Origin of the sequence: Microlunatus kandeliicorticis (genome assembly GCF_014137855.1) — a bacterium.
GTDB classification, from domain to species: domain Bacteria; phylum Actinomycetota; class Actinomycetes; order Propionibacteriales; family Propionibacteriaceae; genus Microlunatus; species Microlunatus kandeliicorticis.
In genome coordinates this window covers 156,944-172,670 of the sequence record NZ_JACGWT010000001.1, presented here as the reverse complement: position 1 = coordinate 172,670, position 15,727 = coordinate 156,944, and the positions used below count along the sequence as shown (strand labels likewise).

Below are 15,727 nucleotides of genomic sequence, written 5' to 3'. Positions count from 1 at the left end.
TCGACGCGGGGGCAGCGGGTGTCTTGGGCTCCACCCGGACACACTCTCAACCCCGACGGGGTGCTGTCGCGCCGGTTCTGTCTAGGCTCCTGGCGTGTCCGTTCTCTTCGACGCGATCGACCTCGACCAGCTCCGCGGCCACGGCAGCGTGAAGTGGAGCCTCTATCCGGACGCGATCGGGGCGTTCATCGCCGAGATGGACTTCGGCACCGCGCCGGTGATCACCGAGGCGCTGCACGCCGCGGTCGACGCCGGGGCGTTCGGCTACCTGCCGGCGGCGCTGGCCGACGAGCTCGGGACGGCCTGCGCCGACTGGATCGCGACCTCCTACGGCTGGTCGGTGCCGGCGGAGCGGATCCGGCCGCTGCCCGACGTGATCAAGGGCCTCGAGGTGGCGATCGAGCACTACTCGCGGCCCGGGTCGAAGGTGATCGTGCCGGTGCCCGCGTACATGCCGTTCCTGCAGGTACCGGGATCGCTCGGCCGCGAGATCCTCGAGGTGCCGCTGGCCCGGGTGGACGGCGAGTACCGGTTCGACCTCGACGCGATCGACGCCGCGTTCACCGAGGGCGGTCACCTGCTGGTGCTGTGCAACCCGTACAACCCGGCCGGCCGGGTGTTCCGGACCGACGAGCTCGAGGCCGTCGCCGCGGTGGTCGAGCGGCACGGCGGCCGGGTGTTCGCCGACGAGATCCACGCGCCGCTGGTCCACCCCGGGCACCGGCACGTGCCGTACGCCTCGCTCAGCGACGTGACCGCCGCGCACACGATCACCGCGACCTCGGCGTCCAAAGCCTGGAACCTGCCCGGTCTCAAGTGCGCGCAGCTGGTGCTGAGCAACGACGCCGACGCCGCGGTCTGGGAGCAGGTCGGCTTCCTGGCCGAGCACGGTGCGGCCAACCTCGGCGTGATCGCCAACACCGTGGCCTACCGCGAGGGCCGCGGCTGGCTGGAGGAGGTGCTGAGCTACCTGGACGGGAACCGGACGGCCCTCGCCGCGCTGCTGGCCGAGCACCTGCCCGAGGTCGGCTACACCCCGCCCGAGGGCACCTACATTGGGTGGCTCGACTGCCGCGCGCTCGGCCTCGACGACCCCGCGACCTTCTTCCGCGAGCGCGCCGGAGTCGCGCTCACCGACGGTGCCGCCTGCGGCTCCCCGGGATTCGTCCGGATGATCTTCGCCACCCCGCGCCCGATCCTCGAGCAGGCCGTCCGGCAGCTCGCCGCCGGTTACCGCTCCCGCTGAGGACCCCGCACGCGGAGCCCACCCCTCACCAGCGCGCTGAGCCTGTCGAAGCGCCGAGCCCACCCCTACCCAGCACGCTGAGCCTGTCGAAGCGCCGACCTCACGCCTGACGGTCTCACCGGCCACGCACCCGGCGGCGCTGGTCGTCGACCCGGACGGTCCACCCGCGCCGGTCGAGGTGCTCGAGCAGGGGGATCACCGTCCGCCGGGTGGTGTCGAGCGCGCGCCGCGCCTCACTGGCGGTGAACGGCTGCGGCAGGGTCGCCAGGGTCCGCATGGCCAGCGCCGGGCCGGTGGGCAGCAGCACCAGCTCGGGGGTCAGCCGGACCACCCGACCGAGCCGCTCGGCGGCGGCGAGCTCCCGCGGACCCAACCCCCAGCCGGCCAGCTGATCGTGCTCCGGCGCGACGAACGGGGCCTCCGCGAGCGCGGCCTCGAGCGCGCGGAGCCCGGGCTCGGCCGCGCCGAGACCGGTCGTCCGCGACGGATCGGTGACCCGGCCGTCGACGGCGGTCAACCCGGCGCCGGTGATCACCGCGTCGAGCAGACCGGCATCGGGGACGTCGAGCCGCCGACGGGCCGCCTCGACCGGGACACGCGGGTCGAGCGGGTCGGCCGCCGCGGCCTCGGCCACCGCCGACCGCAGACCCTCCACCCAGGCCTGCCAGCATTCGCCGCTGACCAGCCAGTCGCCCACCCGGCGGACGCCGTCGAGCCGGTCCGGGACGGTGTACCCGCGGACGGTCAGCGCCGCCCCGGTCACCGCGCCGCGACGGCGGATCTGGTCGAGGACCTGCGCTGTCTGGTCAGCGACCCCCAGCGCCGCCGCCCGGGCCCGCGCACTCCCCCGGCGGGTCAGCGCGGGCGGGTCGGGGTCGAGCACCGTGGCCCCGGTGGCCACCGTCCGACGTCCCGGATCACGCAGCACCAGCCGGTCGCCGGCCCGGACCGGGAGCCGCGGGCGGCGGTCGTCCTGTCCGAACGCCAGCCGGACGACCCTGCCGCCGAGCGGCCGCAGCCGCACCGGGACCGACGCCGTCCCGAGATGGGCGGTCAGCTCGGCCGGCAGCTCGTCGGGAGCGGTGCCGAGCACCGCGTCGACGACGTCGCTGTTCCACCAGGCGTCCGGGGTGAGGAGCGCGTCGCCGCGTCCGACCTCGGCCACCTCGACCCCGCGGAGGTTGACCGCGACCCGGGCGACCGCGGCGACCCGGTCGGTGTCGGAGCCGAGGGTCTGCAGGCCGCGGACCCGGACGGTCCGGTCGCCGAGCCGGAGCTCGTCGCCGACGGTCAGCGTCCCCGCCCCCAGCGTCCCGGTGACCACCGTGCCGGCGCCGCGGATGCTGAACGACCGGTCGACCCACAGCCGGACCGGCGCCGTCGGGTCCGCCGCGGGCAGCGTGGCCACCAGTCCGCCCAGCGCGCGCCGGAGCGCGTCGAGCCCGTCGCCGGTGGCCGCGGAGACGGCGACCGTCGGCACGGCCCCCAGAGTCGACCGGGCCAGCTCGGCCAGCGCCTGCCCGGTCGCCGCCGCGGGGTCGGCGAGGTCGGCGCGGGTGACCACCAGCAGCCCGTGCCGGAGGCCGAGCGCGTCGACGGCGGCGAGGTGCTCGGCCGACTGCCGCCGCCAGCCCTCGTCCGCGGCGACCACGAACAGCACCGCGGGGGCCGGCCCGAGCCCGGCGAGCATCGTCCCGATGAACCGCTCGTGCCCGGGGACGTCGACGAAGGCGAGCACCGGGTCCTCGGCGGCGCCGTCCGGGAGCCGGGTCCAGGCGTAGCCGAGGTCGATGGTCATCCCGCGGCGGCGCTCCTCGGCGAACCGGTCGGGCTCCATCCCGGTCAGGGCGCGGACCAGCGTCGACTTGCCGTGGTCGACGTGGCCGGCGGTGGCGACGACGTGCACGGTCAGTCCCGGTCGGTGCCGGTGGCCACGCCGGCCGCCCGGACGGCGGCGATCAGCTCGGCGTCCCGCTCCGGCGGCACGCAGCGCAGGTCGAGCAGGCAACGACCGCGTTCGACCCGGCCGACCACCGGCGGCTCACCGGTGCGCAGCGCGACCGCGTGGTCCTCGGGCAGCGCGACCGCCCAGCCGGGCAGCGTGAGCCCCGGAGCGCCACCGCCGCCGACCACGCCGTCCGAGGGCACCACGACGGCGTCGGCCCCGACCGCCGCCACCACCGCCTCGGCGCGGGTGCGCAGCAGCGCGGCGTCGGCCCGCAGCGCGGCCCAGGTGGGGGTGAGCGGGCCGCGCAGGGTCGCCTCGAGCGCGGCCAGCGTGAGCTTGTCGACCCGGAGCGCGCGGGCCATCGGGTGCCGGCGCAGCCGGTCGACCACCTCGGCCCGGCCGAGCAGCAGCCCGGCCTGCGGGCCACCGAGCAGCTTGTCCCCGCTCGCGGTGATCACCGCGGCCCCGGCCCGCAGCGCGGTGTCGGCGTCGGGTTCGTCCGGCAGCAGCGGATCCGGAGCGAGCAGCCCGCTGCCGATGTCGGTGATCACCGGCGGGCCGAGCCGGGCCAGGTCGGCCACCCCGACCCCGGCGGTGAACCCGGTGATCACGAAGTTGCTCGGGTGGATCTTGAGCATCGCGGCGGTCTCCGGACCGATGGCGTCGGCGTAGTCGGCGAACGTGGTGCGGTTGGTGGTGCCGACCTCGCGCAAACGCGCGCCGGCCGAGGTGATCAGGTCGGGGAGCCGGAAACCGTCACCGATCTCCACCAGCTCGCCCCGGCTGATGATCACCTCGCGTCCGGCGGCCAGCGTGGTGGTGGCCAGCAGCAGCGCGGCAGCGCCGTTGTTGACCACCGCGACCTCCTCGGCGGCCGGGACCGCTGCGGCCAGGGCCGCGAGCGCTCCCCGACCGCGACGGGCGCGTTGCCCGGTGGTCAGGTCGAACTCCACGTCGGTCGACCCGGACGCGGTGATCATCGCCTCGACCGCCGCCGGCGACAGCGGGGCTCGGCCCAGGTTGGTGTGCAGCACCACGCCGGTCGCGTTGATCACCGCGCGGGTGCTCGACGGCCGGGGCAGCGCGGCGACCGCGTGATCGGCGACCGCCTCGGGGGCGATCGCACCGTCGCGGGCCTGCTGCTGCGCGGCACGGACCGCGTCCTTGACCGCCGCCGGGTCGAGCCGGGTCGCCGCGTCGCGGAGCCGCGGGTCGGCCAGCACCGCGTCGGTGCGCGGCACCCGTCGGCGCGGATCGGCGTTCACTCCCGGCAGCCTAGTTCCGGCGCTCCGCGAGCGAACACACGACAGTGTGGCGGAGGCGGACGGGAATCGAACCCGCCGAGCCGAGATCCTCGGCTCCGCCGGTGTTGAAGACCGGGAGGGCCACCAGGCACCTATACGCCTCCGCGCCGGCGCCAACCTACCCACTCCTCCCCGCGGACCCGCTCCCTAGGGTGGGGAGGTGACCACCACGCGCGAGAGCTACCGGCTGACCCAGTACGCCCACGGCGGCGGGTGCGCGTGCAAGATCCCGCCGGGCGAGCTCGAGCAGGCGGTGGCGGGGTTCACCCCGTGGACCGACGACGCCCTGGTGGTCGGGCTCGACACCGGTGACGACGCCGCGGTGGTCCGGATCCCCGGCGACCCGGAACGCGCGATGGTGGCGACCACCGACTTCTTCACCGCGGTGGTCGACGACGCCTACGACTTCGGCCGGATCGCCGCCGCGAACGCGCTCTCCGACGTCTACGCGATGGGCGGCACCCCGCTGGTCGCGCTCAACCTGGTCGGCTGGCCGCGTGACCGGCTGCCGACCGAGCTGCTCGCCGAGGTGCTCCGCGGCGGCGCGGACATCGCCCGCGAGGCGCGGGTGCACCTGGCCGGCGGCCAGAGCATCGACGACCCCGAGCCCAAGTACGGGATGGCGATCACCGGGATCGTCGCCGTCGACCGGCTGCTCCGCAACGACGCCGGCCGATCCGGGCTGCCGCTCACCCTGACCAAGCCGCTCGGGGTCGGCGTGCTCAACAACCGGCACAAGGCGACCGGTCAGGTCTTCGCCCAGGCGATCGCCTCGATGACCACCCTCAACGCCGACGCCTCGACCGCGGCGCTGGCCGCCGGTGCGGTCGCGGCCACCGACGTCACCGGGTTCGGGCTGCTCGGCCACGGCTACAAACTGGCCCGGGCCTCGGGCCTCACGCTCCGGATCGACGCCGCGGCCGTGCCCTACCTCGACGACGCACGGCAGGCCCTGGCCGACGGGTTCGTCAGCGGCGGCACCCGGCGCAACCTCGACTGGGTGCGCCCGCACCTCGAGGCGACGGTCGACGAGGACGAGCTGCTGCTGCTCGCCGACGCGCAGACCTCCGGCGGGCTGCTGGTGGTCGGCGAGGTGCCGGGCTACCCGGTGATCGGCGAGACCGTCCCGGCCGGCGAGCACGCCCTGGTCGTGAGCTGACGGCAGGATCCGACCGCTCGATCGCACCTCGGGCCCCGGGCCACGCGGGGGCGGGTGCCCCGGACGCGACGAGCGGTCAGATCCCTCCGACGTGCCGTCGGGTCAGGAGACCGGTTTGCCGCCCGCGACGCCGAGCATCTCGCCGGTGATGTAGCTCGAGTCGGTCGAGGCGAAGAACACGTAGGCCGGCGCCAGCTCAGCCGGTTGACCGGCGCGCCCCATCGGCGCGGACTCGCCGTGTCCCTCGGCGGTGTCGGTCGGCATCGTCGCCGGGATCAGCGGGGTCCAGATCGGGCCGGGCGCCACCGCGTTCACCCGGACGCCCTGCTCGGCCAGCTCGGCGGCCAGCCCGCGGGTGAAGTTGTGGATCCCGGCCTTGGTGGTGGCGTAGTCGAGCAGGTGCGGCGACGGGTCGACGGCCTGGACCGAGGCGGTGTTGATGATCGACGAGCCGGCCCCGAGGTGCGGCAACGCCTGCTTGCACAGCCAGAACATCGCATAGAGGTTGGTCTTCATCACCCGGTCGAACTGCTCGGTGGTGATGTCCGCGATGCCGCCGGGCTGCGCCATCTGGAAGGCCGCGTTGTTGACCAGGATGTCGAGGCCGCCGAGCTCGGAGACCGCGGTGTCGATCAGCTGCTGGCAGGCCTCCTCGGTGCGGATGTCCCCGGGGCAGCGCACCGCCTTGCGGCCGGCGGCCTCGATCAGCCGGGCGGTCTCGGCGCCGTCGGGCTCCTCCTCGGGCAGATAGCTGATCACCACGTCGGCGCCCTCGCGGGCGAAGGCGATGGCGACGGCGCGACCGATGCCCGAGTCACCCCCGGTGATCACCGCCCGCTTGCCGACCAGCCGCTCGTGACCGACGTAGCTGTCCTCGCCGTGGTCGGGCTGGTCGTCCATCTCGCCGGTCAGCCCGGGGTGCGGGATCTGGTCACCGGTGTTCTCGGGCTGGTCGAAGCGTTCGGTCGGGTCCTCGGGGCGCTCGCTCATGCCGCCGGGGTACCCGGACCGGCGGGCCGCCAACCAACGCCGGCCGGCCGAGCGGCGCTCAGAAGGCGTAACGGACCGGGCACCAGGGTGCCCGGTCGGCCAGCAGCCCGAGGAACTGCTCGAGATAGCGCTGCTTCTCCCGCCACCGGTAGCGGACGTTGATCATCCCGTTCTCGGACCGCTTGGGCTCCTGCAGCTCGGGGCGCCAGAGCACCTGCTCGGCCTGCGGGTGCCAGCCGAGGTTGACCTCGTGCAACCGGTCGTTGTGGGTCAGGAAGATCACCTCGCAGGCCAGCTGGGCCTTGGTCGCCGCCGAGGTGGCGTCGTCGAGCTGCCCGAGCAGCTCGGCCCAGGCCTCCAGCCAGCCGTCGACCACCACCACCGGGGAGAAGTTGACCTGCACTTCGTACCCGGCGGCCACGAAGTCGTCCATCGCGGCCAGCCGCGCCACGATCGGCGAGGTGCGGATGTCGAGCAGCATGGCCTGGGCGGCCGGCATCAGCGAGAACCGCACCCGGGTGCGGCCCTGGGGGTCGAGGTCGAGCAGCTCCCGGTTGACGTACTTGGTGGCGAACGAGGCCTTGGCGTTGGGCAGCCCGCGGAAGGTGGCGACCAGGTCGGCGACGTTGTCGCTGACCAGCGCGTCGACGCTGCAGTCGCTGTTCTCGCCGAGGTCGTAGACCCAGTCGACCGGGTCGCACTGGTTGGGCTGCGGCTTGGGACCCTGGCGCCGCGCGTGCCGGGAGAGATAGCCGGTGATCTTGTCGATGTTGGTGAAGACGGTGATCGGGTTGCTGTAGCCCTTACGCCGCGGGACGTAGCAGTAGGCGCAGGCCATCGCGCACCCGTTGGAGGTCGACGGGGCGATGAAGTCGGTCGAACGCCCGTTGGGCCGGGCGCTCAGCGACTTCTTCACGCCGAGGACCAGCGCCTCGCGTTTGATCCGCACCCAGCGCGCGACGTTCGCCTCGTTGCCGTGGAGCTCGGGGATCTGCCAGTGGCTGGGCACCTCGACGACCTCGGCGTCGGGCCAGCGGTCGAGCACCTGCCGACCGCGCGGGGACGCGGCAGCCTCGGGCTCGGCGTAGATCCGGCCGATGTCGAGCAGCGGTCGGGTGGAGCGGTCGGTTTCCGTGTCAGGCATCGTCCCCACTCTGCCCGTCGGGTCTGACAGTTCCGGGTCCCGAGCGGCGGTCAGGAGCCGGCGGGATCCTGCGCCGGACGTCCGTCGCGCTCGTCGAGCCGTTCCCGCTGCGGGACCACGGTGTACTTCGGGTCCCGGGCCGAGGCCTGACCGGCGTGGAAGATCCCGAACCGGGTGCACACCGAGCCGGTGAGCAGCGCCAGCCCGGAGAGCACGGCGGCCACCCGGCTGCGCCCGGCGAGCAGGGTGCCGGCCGCGCCGAGCGCCGTGCTGAGCTTGCTGATCCGCATCAGGGTGCCGGCGGTCCCGGTCCGGAGCGTCTCCTCCGACAGTCCCATCGAGCGTTCCATGATCGTCTCGGCGGTCAGCTCGGTGGCGGCACCGGCCAGCGCGAGCCGACGCGCCGGCCCGGCCTGGGCGGTCGGCGCGGTGATCATCGACAGGCCCCCGGCCGCGGCGGCGGCCGATCCGACGAAGACGAACGGCAGCTCGCGGTAGGCGCTGTGCCAGGCCGGGGTCGCGGTGTCGGTGAGCAGCACCGCCGTGTACGAGGCGACCCCCGGGGCGATCACGGCGGCGGCGATCCCACCCGGACGCGCGGACGCCCGGAGCAGCCGGCCGGGCCACCCGAAGCTCCACGGCAGCAGGGCGGCCACCTCGGCCGCACCGGCGAGCGCGGTGCCGGGGGCGTAGGCGGAGAGGATCCAGGTGCCGACCGACATCGGCGAGGTCGGCTTGATCACCCGCAGCATGTTGACGAAGCGGACCGGCTTGCCCAGGTCGTGCACCAGCGCGGCGAAGCTGACGGCGAGCGCGCCGAGGGCGGCGATCCGCCCGGCCCGGCGCACCGCGGGCCGTCCGGTCAGGTCACCCCCGGCGGCGAGCAGCGACGACCCGGCGGCCACCCCGCCCAGGAACAGGTAGGCCGGGATGTCGGCCTCCCACGGCGAGGCCTTGACCACCGGGCGTCCGTAGTAGGAGGTGAAGGTGGCGTCCGGGACCACGGCCTGCTCGCCCCGCCCGCCGCGTCCGCGTCGCCGGCCGCCGCTTCTGCCCTCGCCGGTTCGCGGGCCCGGTCCCTGCGAGCCGGGGACGCCCTCGCGTCCGGCCGTCGGGTTCCGGGCGTCGTCGCGGCCGGTGGGGTTCGGGGTGGTCGGGCCGCCCGGCGGGTTCGGGGTGCTCACGCGCTCGCTCCTCGGAGCCGGCCCTTCGACGGGCTCAGGGCACGGGAAGGGCGGCTCAGGGCACGGGAAGGGCGGCTCAGGGCACGGAGGGTGTGGGTCACCGCGACCTCCCGACGAAGGCGACGGCGGCCGCGGCGAGCAGCCCGGCGGCGGCCAAGCCCGCCCGGCGCCACATGCTCGGCAGGTCGGCGGTGGTGACCACCGGGTCGGGCGGCAGACCGTAGGTCTCGGGTTCGTCGAGCAGCAGGAAGAACGCGCCCGCGCCGCCGACGCCGTCGTCGGGGTCGTTGCCGTACAGCCGGGCGTCCATCACCCCCTGCTCGTGCAGCGCGGCGACCCGGCGGTCGGCACGCTGGCGGAGCTCGTCGAGGTCGCCGAACTGGATCGACTCGGTCGGGCAGGCCTTGGCGCAGGCCGGGGTCTGGTCCTCCCGCAGCCGGTCGTAGCAGAGGGTGCACTTCTGCGCGACACCGACGTTCGGCACGTGCGCGGCGTCGCCCTCGCGACGCTCGATCACCCCGTACGGGCAGGCGGGGACGCAGTAGCCGCAGCCGTTGCAGACGTCCGGCTGGACCACCACGGTGCCGAACTCGGTCCGGAACAGCGCACCGGTGGGGCAGACGTCCAGACAGGCGGCGTTAGTGCAGTGCTTGCAGACGTCCGAGCTCATCAGCCAGCGGAAATCGGTGCGTTCGTCCGGGTCGGCGACCGCACCGGGCTTGTCGAAGGCCGGCATCCCGAGGTCGGTCACGCCGGTGCGCTGGCCGCCGAGCGGCTTGCGCTGCTCGACGAACGCGACGTGCCGCCAGGTGCTCGCACCGAGCGCGCCGGTGTTGTCGTAGGAGCTGCCGAGCAGCTCGAACAGCCCGTCCTGCGGGACGCCGTTCCACTCCTTGCAGGCGACCTCGCACGCCTTGCAGCCGATGCAGATCGAGGTGTCGGTGAAGAACCCCTTGCGCGCCGGCCGGTCGGTCCAGCCGGCGTCGGCAGCCGGGCCCTCGGCTCCGGCCCGGAAGCCCGGCAGCCCGGTCCCGGGGCCGGTGTCGGCGAGGCTCATGACGTGGCTCCCTCGGTGCCCGGGGTCCGGCGCTGGTTGCCGGTCTCGGTGGTGATCCCGGCTCGCCGCCGGTAGTCGGCGACGAAGTCGAGCAGCGCCGGGCCGCGCGGACGGCGGCCGGCCCGGATGTCGCAGGAGGCCACCTTGCTCTCCTGGATGTGGACGTTGGGGTCGAGGGTGACGCCGAACAGGTCGTTCGCCGAGTCGCCGCTGACCAGTGCCTCGTTCCCGACCCCCCAGTGGTAGGGCAACCCGATCTGGTGCACCACCCGGTCCCCCATCCGCAGCGGCACCACCCGGTCGGTGACCATCACCCGGGCCTCGATCGCGGTCCGGGCGCTGACGATGGTGGCCCAGCCGAGGTGCTCGAGTCCGCGCTCGCGGGCCAGCTCCGGCGACACCTCGCAGAAGAACTCCGGCTGGAGCTCGGCCAGGTACGGCTGCCAGCGGCTCATCCCGCCCGCGGTGTGGTGCTCGGTGAGCCGGTAGGTGGTGAACACGTAGGGGTAGACCTCGGCTCCCGGCTCGTCGCCCGACGGGTTCTGCAGGTTGTCCTCGCGCGGGAACACCTCGCGGGTCGGGTTGGACTGCTGCCGGTAGACCGGGTTGGCCACCGGGCTCTCCTGCGGCTCGTAGTGGCTGGGCATCGGCCCGTCGAGCAGCCCCGACGGCGCGTACAGCCAGCCCTTCCCGTCGGCCTGCATGATGAACGGGTCGTCCCCGGCCAGCGCGGCGATCCCGGTGGCGCCCTCCGGCGGCCGGTAGCTCGGCGGCTTGTCCGGCTCGAAGTCGGGGACGTCGTGACCGACCCACTTCTGCTGGTCCTCGTCCCACCAGACGTAGGCCTTGCGCTCGCTCCACGGCTTCCCGTCCGGGTCGGCCGAGGCGCGGTTGTAGAGGATCCGCCGGTTGGCCGGCCAGGCCCAGCCCCACTCCGGCGCCACCCAGGACTGGTCACGGCCGGGCTTGCGCCGGGCGGCCTGGTTCACCTCGTCGGCGTAGACACCGGTGTAGATCCAGCAGCCGCCGGCCGTCGACCCGTCGTCCTCCATCTCGAGGTAGCTGCCGAGCGCCTGGCCGGCCTTCTCGCCGCCGAGGTGGAACCCGTTGATCTCGCGCAGCACCGCGTCGGCGCTGACCTCGCCGTGCTCGTCGACCGGGTAGTCCCAGGTCAGGTCGAGCACCGGTCGGTCGCGGTCGTCGCCGCTGTCGGCCAGCCGCTCCCTGATCTTGACGCCGAGCCGGTGGAAGAAGTCGAGGTCGCTCTGGCAGTCCCCCGGCGGATCGACCGCCTTGTGGTGCCACTGGAGCATCCGCTGGGTCTGGGTGAACGAACCGGACTTCTCCACGTGGCTGGCCGCCGGGAAGAAGAACACCTCGGTGTCGATGTCGGCGGTGCGGAGCTCACCGGTCTCGATCTCCGGCGCGTCCTTCCAGAACGTGGCCGACTCGATCAGGTTGAGGTCACGGACCACCAGCCACTTGAGGTGGGCCAGGCCCAGTCGTTGCATCTTCGCGTGCGCCGACCCGACGGCCGGGTTCTGACCGACCAGGAAGTAGCCGTCGATCTTGTCGGCCAGCATGTCCATCACGGTCGCGTAGGTGCCGTGGTCGCCGGTCAGCCGCGGCAGGTAGTCGTAGGCGAAGTCGTTGTCCTCGGTGGCCGCGTCGCCCCACCACGCCTTGAGCAGGTTGACGACGTAGGTCCGCGCGTTGGCCCAGTAGCCCTTCTGCGAGGAGCTGGCGATCCCGGCGGCCATCTCGGCCAGGGTGTCGTGCTGGCCGGCCATCGGCATCGGCAGATAGCCGGGCAGCAGGTTGTAGAGCGTCGGGATGTCGGTGCTGCCCTGGATGCTGGCGTGACCGCGGAGCGCCATGATCCCGCCGCCCGGACGCCCGGTGTTGCCCAGCAGCAGCTGGATGATCGCCGAGGTGCGGATGTACTGGATGGCCACGGTGTGGTGGGTCCAGCCGACCGAGTAGACCCAGGCGGTGGTGCGGTCGCGGCCGCTGTTGGCGGTCACCGCCTCGCAGACCTCGAGGAACTGCTCGGGGGTGATGCCGCAGGCCTGCTGGACCAGCTCGGGGGTGTAGCGGGCGAAGTGCCGCTTGAGCACCTGGAACACGCAGCGCGGGTGCTGCAGCGTCTCGTCGCGCTGGATCTGCTGGTGCTCGACGCTGGCGCCGTGTCCGCCGAGCTCGTGGGCCGCGCCGCGGCTCGACTCGGACTGCTCGGACTCGCCGCCCGGGCTGACCCCGCCCTCGTGCGCCGTGCTCGCGTGATCATCGCCGTCGTGATCATCGCCGTCCTGATCATCGCCGTCCTGATCGTCCGCGTGCGCGGTCGGCCCGGTGGTGGCGGCGTGCTCGGTCTCGCCCTCGTAGGCCCAGCTGTCGGTGTCGTACTTCCCGGTCTCCGGGTCGTAGCCGGAGAAGACGCCGTCGAGGTCGTCGACGTCGCGGAAGTCCTCACCGACCAGGTGCGAGGCGTTCGTGTAGGCCTTGACGTAGTCGGCGAAGTACAGGTCGTTGCTCAGGATGTGGTTGACGATCGCGCCGAGGAAGGCGATGTCGCTGCCGGCCCGGATCGGGACGTGGGTGTCGGCCACCGCCGAGGTCCGGGTGAACCGCGGGTCGACGTGGATCACCTTCGCGCCGCGCGCCTTGGCCTCCATCACCCACTGGAACCCGACCGGGTGGCACTCGGCCATGTTCGAGCCCTGGATGACGATGCAGTCGCTGTTGGCCAGGTCCTGCAGGAAGCCGGTGGCACCGCCCCGGCCGAACGAGGCTCCCAGACTGGGAACCGTGGCGGAGTGTCAAATACGGGCTTGGTTCTCGATCTGGATGGCGCCGAGCGCGGTGAAGAGCTTCTTGATCAGATAGTTCTCTTCGTTGTCCAGGGTGGCGCCGCCCAGCGCGGCCACCCCCATCGTCCGGCGGAGCGGCTTGCCGTGCTCGTCGGTGTCCTGCCAGTGCCGGCGCCGCGACTCGACCACCCGGTCGGCGATCATGTCGGTGGCCTGCTCGAGGTCGAGCGGCTCCCACGCGGTCCCGCCCGGACGTCGGTAGAGCATCCGGGTGGCCCGTCCCGGTGAGTTGACCAGCTGCTCGCTGGCCGAGCCCTTCGGGCAGAGCCGACCGCGGCTGACCGGCGAGTCCGGGTCGCCCTCGATCTGGGTGACCCGGCCGTCGCGGACGTAGACGTTCTGCCCGCAGCCGACCGCGCAGTAGGGGCAGATGCTCTTGACCACGGTGTCGGCCTGGACGGTGCGCGGCTCCAGGCTCCGGGTGCGTTCCGAGGTCACCGCGGCGCCGCGGCCGAGCGGGTCGCGGCCGGTCAGCTGACGCAGCACCGGCCAGTCCAGCAACGTCTTCCGCGCCACCGGTCACCTCCTCGTGGTCCGGACCCTGCGGTCCGGGACGGAATCTACGCCGCGCCCCCGACGCCGGGTCAGCGGGCCGCCGACCGCAGCTTCTCCAGCAGCGGCTCGGCCACCTGGTCGAGAAACGCCTGCTGGGCGCTGTCGCCGATCTGGACCAGCGCGATGTCGGTGAACCCGGCCTCCCAGAACGGCTTGACCGCCTCGACGATCGCGTCGAGGTCGGGCCCGCACGGGATCGCCTCGGCCACGTCCTCGGGCTTGACGAACTGGCTGGCGCCGGCGAACCCGGCGGTCGTCGGCAGATCGGCGTTGACCGACCAGCCCAGCCCGAACCAGCGGAACAGGTCGTGGGCCCGGGCGACCGCGGCGTCCTCGTCGGGGTCCCAGCAGATCGGGATCTGGCCGATCGTCCGGGTCTGCGCGTCGAGCTTCGCCTTGCGGCGCTCGGTGCCCCACTTCTCGATCAGGTCGGCCTCGGGCTCGGTGGTGATCAGGTGGTCGGCCAGCGGGGCGAACCGCTCGATCGACGCGTCCCCGGAGACCGCGGCCGCGAGCTCCAGCCCGCCGTCGGGCAGGTCCCACAGCCGGGCCGAGTCGACCCGGAAGTGCTTGCCCTCCCAGGTGACCAGCTCGCCGGTGAGCAGCTCGCGGATGATCGTCAGGGCCTCCTCGAACATGTCCTGCCGCTGGGCGACCGGGGGCCAGCCCTGGCCGACCACGTGCTCGTTGAGGTTCTCCCCGCTGCCCAGACCAAGGGTGAAGCGCCCGTCGGAGAGGATCTGCAGGGTGGCGGCCTGCTGGGCGACCACGGCCGGGTGGTAGCGCCGGATCGGGCAGGTCACATACGTCATCAGCTCGACCCGCGACGTGGCGTGCGCGACCGCACCGAGCATCGTCCAGGCGTTCGGGGCGTGACCCATCGAGGAGAGCCAGGGGAAGTAGTGGTCGCTCGAGACCTCGAAGTCGAAGCCGCGGCGCTCGGCCTCGACCGCATAGCCGACCAGCTCCTTCGGTCCGCTCTGCTCCGTCATCAGGGTGTAGCCGAACCGGGTCACGCTGGCTCCTTCGCTCGAGATGTCGTCACTGCTTCAGCCCGGGCACCCACCGCGGACGCGGGACGGGCGCTCGAGCCTGGTCGTCGCTGCCCTACCCCGGGGCCCGGCAGGTCAAACCTGCGCCGTCGCCTCCGTCCGTCACGACGGGGCCTTGGTGCCCGCTGACTAGAGTCGGGGGCATGGCCGAGAGCTCCGAACACCGTGTCGACGATCCCGCCGCCGTCCTCGCCGCCCGCGGCGAGGAGGACGACGAGGGCGGGGAGGTCTCCATGGGCGGCTCGAGCTTCAGCGACCCGCAGACCGCGTTCGGTGGCGCGGACGGCGTGCCCGACACCCCCGACGGGGTCGCCGAGGACAACATCGGCGACAGCGAGCAGCAGGACTTCCGGCGCCGCGGGCGCGACGCCGACCACGACCGCTACGACGGCTCGACCACCTACGGCGGATCCGAGGTCTCACCGGACTCCGAGCGGCCCGAGCCGAAGCGCTGACGCAGGCCGGAGCACGGCCGCGGGCCGTCGGCGGCCCACCGCCCGGTGGTAGCGTCGCAGCACGTCCTCGAGACCAGCGGGACGCCCGCTCCGCCCCGGCCTCCCGTCCCGGTGCGTCCGCCTCAGGGCGGGTCGCGCTCGACCAGTTCCCGACGGCGGATCCCGTACCGCTGCGGCCGGCCCCGACCGGCCCGGGAGGAGAACCATGCCCTCGCTCGACGGACGCACGATCGCTTTCCTGATGGCCAACTCCGGGGTTGAGCAGGTCGAGCTCACCGAACCCCGTGACGCGCTCACCGACGCCGGCGCGCGGGTCGTCCTGCTCGCCCCCGAGCAGGACACCATCCGGGCGATGAACAACGACGTCGAACCCGGCGACGAGTTCCGGGCCGACCTGGCGGTCGCCGACGCCGACGTCAACGACTACGACGCCCTGGTGCTGCCCGGCGGCACCACCAACCCCGACAGCCTGCGGCTGGACGACGACGCGGTCGAGTTCGTCCGCGACTTCGTCGACACCGGCAAGGTCGTCGCCGCGATCTGCCACGGCCCCTGGACGCTGGTCGAGGCCGGCGTGCTCGAGGGCAAGACCCTGACCAGCTGGCCCAGCCTCAAGACCGACATCCGCAACGCCGGCGGCGACTGGCGCGACCAGGAGGTCTACGTCTGCCCGGCGCACGGCTGGACCTTGATCACCAGCCGGAAGCCCGACGACCTCGACGCGTTCTCGGACGCGATCGTCAGCGCGCTGAGCGCCTGAGCG

12 protein-coding genes and 1 tRNA gene are annotated in these 15,727 nt (G+C 73.5%); 4 read left to right on the top strand and 9 right to left on the bottom strand.

Going from position 1 to position 15,727, the window contains the following annotated elements:
- The first annotated feature begins 94 nt into the window (after window positions 1-94).
- Window positions 95-1,246: a MalY/PatB family protein gene (locus tag FHX74_RS00865; RefSeq protein ID WP_182558208.1), complete on the top strand. Its 1,152-nt coding sequence runs from the start codon at window positions 95-97 to the stop codon at window positions 1,244-1,246.
- Window positions 1,247-1,361: 115 nt separating this feature from the next.
- On the opposite strand, the gene selB is transcribed toward FHX74_RS00865, so the two are convergent.
- The 3 genes from selB to FHX74_RS00850 form a co-directional block, all read right to left on the bottom strand.
- Window positions 1,362-3,152 carry a selenocysteine-specific translation elongation factor gene (selB, locus tag FHX74_RS00860; protein ID WP_182558207.1) on the bottom strand — a complete coding sequence of 597 codons (1,791 nt, stop codon included), beginning with the start codon at window positions 3,150-3,152 and terminating at the stop codon, window positions 1,362-1,364.
- 2 nt (window positions 3,153-3,154) lie between these two features.
- The gene (selA, locus tag FHX74_RS00855; RefSeq protein ID WP_328823549.1) at window positions 3,155-4,459 is read right to left on the bottom strand and encodes an L-seryl-tRNA(Sec) selenium transferase; all 1,305 of its coding nucleotides are present in this window, start codon (window positions 4,457-4,459) and stop codon (window positions 3,155-3,157) included.
- Between the two features lie 47 nt (window positions 4,460-4,506).
- A tRNA-Sec gene (locus FHX74_RS00850) sits at window positions 4,507-4,602 on the bottom strand.
- Between the two features lie 56 nt (window positions 4,603-4,658).
- On the opposite strand from FHX74_RS00850, the gene selD reads away from it, so the two are divergent.
- Window positions 4,659-5,657, top strand: coding sequence for a selenide, water dikinase SelD (gene selD / locus FHX74_RS00845; protein ID WP_182558206.1), 999 nt, complete (start codon window positions 4,659-4,661; stop codon window positions 5,655-5,657).
- A 102-nt stretch (window positions 5,658-5,759) separates the two neighbouring features.
- Here the strand turns inward: selD and FHX74_RS00840 are convergent, their stop codons facing one another.
- The 6 genes from FHX74_RS00840 to FHX74_RS00810 form a co-directional block, all read right to left on the bottom strand.
- Window positions 5,760-6,647, bottom strand: a complete 888-nt coding sequence (locus FHX74_RS00840; protein ID WP_182558205.1) for an SDR family oxidoreductase — start codon at window positions 6,645-6,647, stop codon at window positions 5,760-5,762.
- Between the two features lie 58 nt (window positions 6,648-6,705).
- A complete protein-coding gene (locus FHX74_RS00835) occupies window positions 6,706-7,791 on the bottom strand; it encodes a spore photoproduct lyase family protein (protein WP_182558204.1) in 1,086 nt (361 codons plus the stop codon).
- A gap of 50 nt (window positions 7,792-7,841) precedes the next feature.
- The gene (nrfD, locus tag FHX74_RS00830) at window positions 7,842-8,975 is read right to left on the bottom strand and encodes an NrfD/PsrC family molybdoenzyme membrane anchor subunit (protein WP_220483360.1); all 1,134 of its coding nucleotides are present in this window, start codon (window positions 8,973-8,975) and stop codon (window positions 7,842-7,844) included.
- Window positions 8,976-9,072: 97 nt separating this feature from the next.
- The gene (locus tag FHX74_RS00825; RefSeq protein ID WP_182558203.1) at window positions 9,073-10,032 is read right to left on the bottom strand and encodes a 4Fe-4S dicluster domain-containing protein; all 960 of its coding nucleotides are present in this window, start codon (window positions 10,030-10,032) and stop codon (window positions 9,073-9,075) included.
- Window positions 10,029-13,418: a formate dehydrogenase gene (gene fdh / locus FHX74_RS00820; protein ID WP_328823548.1), complete on the bottom strand. Its 3,390-nt coding sequence runs from the start codon at window positions 13,416-13,418 to the stop codon at window positions 10,029-10,031. Before fdh ends, FHX74_RS00825 begins: the two co-directional genes overlap by 4 nt.
- A 68-nt stretch (window positions 13,419-13,486) precedes the next feature.
- Window positions 13,487-14,473, bottom strand: coding sequence for a TIGR03557 family F420-dependent LLM class oxidoreductase (locus FHX74_RS00810; protein WP_182558201.1), 987 nt, complete (start codon window positions 14,471-14,473; stop codon window positions 13,487-13,489).
- Between the two features lie 179 nt (window positions 14,474-14,652).
- On the opposite strand from FHX74_RS00810, the gene FHX74_RS00805 reads away from it, so the two are divergent.
- Both FHX74_RS00805 and FHX74_RS00800 read left to right on the top strand, forming a co-directional pair.
- Window positions 14,653-14,964 (top strand): hypothetical protein, encoded by a 312-nt coding sequence (locus FHX74_RS00805; RefSeq protein ID WP_182558200.1) that lies wholly within the window; start codon window positions 14,653-14,655, stop codon window positions 14,962-14,964.
- Between the two features lie 205 nt (window positions 14,965-15,169).
- Window positions 15,170-15,724: a type 1 glutamine amidotransferase domain-containing protein gene (locus tag FHX74_RS00800; RefSeq protein WP_182558199.1), complete on the top strand. Its 555-nt coding sequence runs from the start codon at window positions 15,170-15,172 to the stop codon at window positions 15,722-15,724.
- Window positions 15,725-15,727: the final 3 nt, after the last annotated feature.

What these genes read in the sequence shown, in the direction of transcription:
- FHX74_RS00805 (WP_182558200.1), top strand. Translation starts at nt 14,653, where the DNA reads ATGGCCGAGAGCTCCGAACACCGTGTCGACGATCCCGCCGCCGTCCTC.
- FHX74_RS00800 (WP_182558199.1), top strand. Translation starts at nt 15,170, where the DNA reads ATGCCCTCGCTCGACGGACGCACGATCGCTTTCCTGATGGCCAACTCC.
- FHX74_RS00840 (WP_182558205.1), bottom strand. Translation starts at nt 6,647, where the DNA reads ATGAGCGAGCGCCCCGAGGACCCGACCGAACGCTTCGACCAGCCCGAG.
- FHX74_RS00825 (WP_182558203.1), bottom strand. Translation starts at nt 10,032, where the DNA reads ATGAGCCTCGCCGACACCGGCCCCGGGACCGGGCTGCCGGGCTTCCGG.
- FHX74_RS00835 (WP_182558204.1), bottom strand. Translation starts at nt 7,791, where the DNA reads ATGCCTGACACGGAAACCGACCGCTCCACCCGACCGCTGCTCGACATC.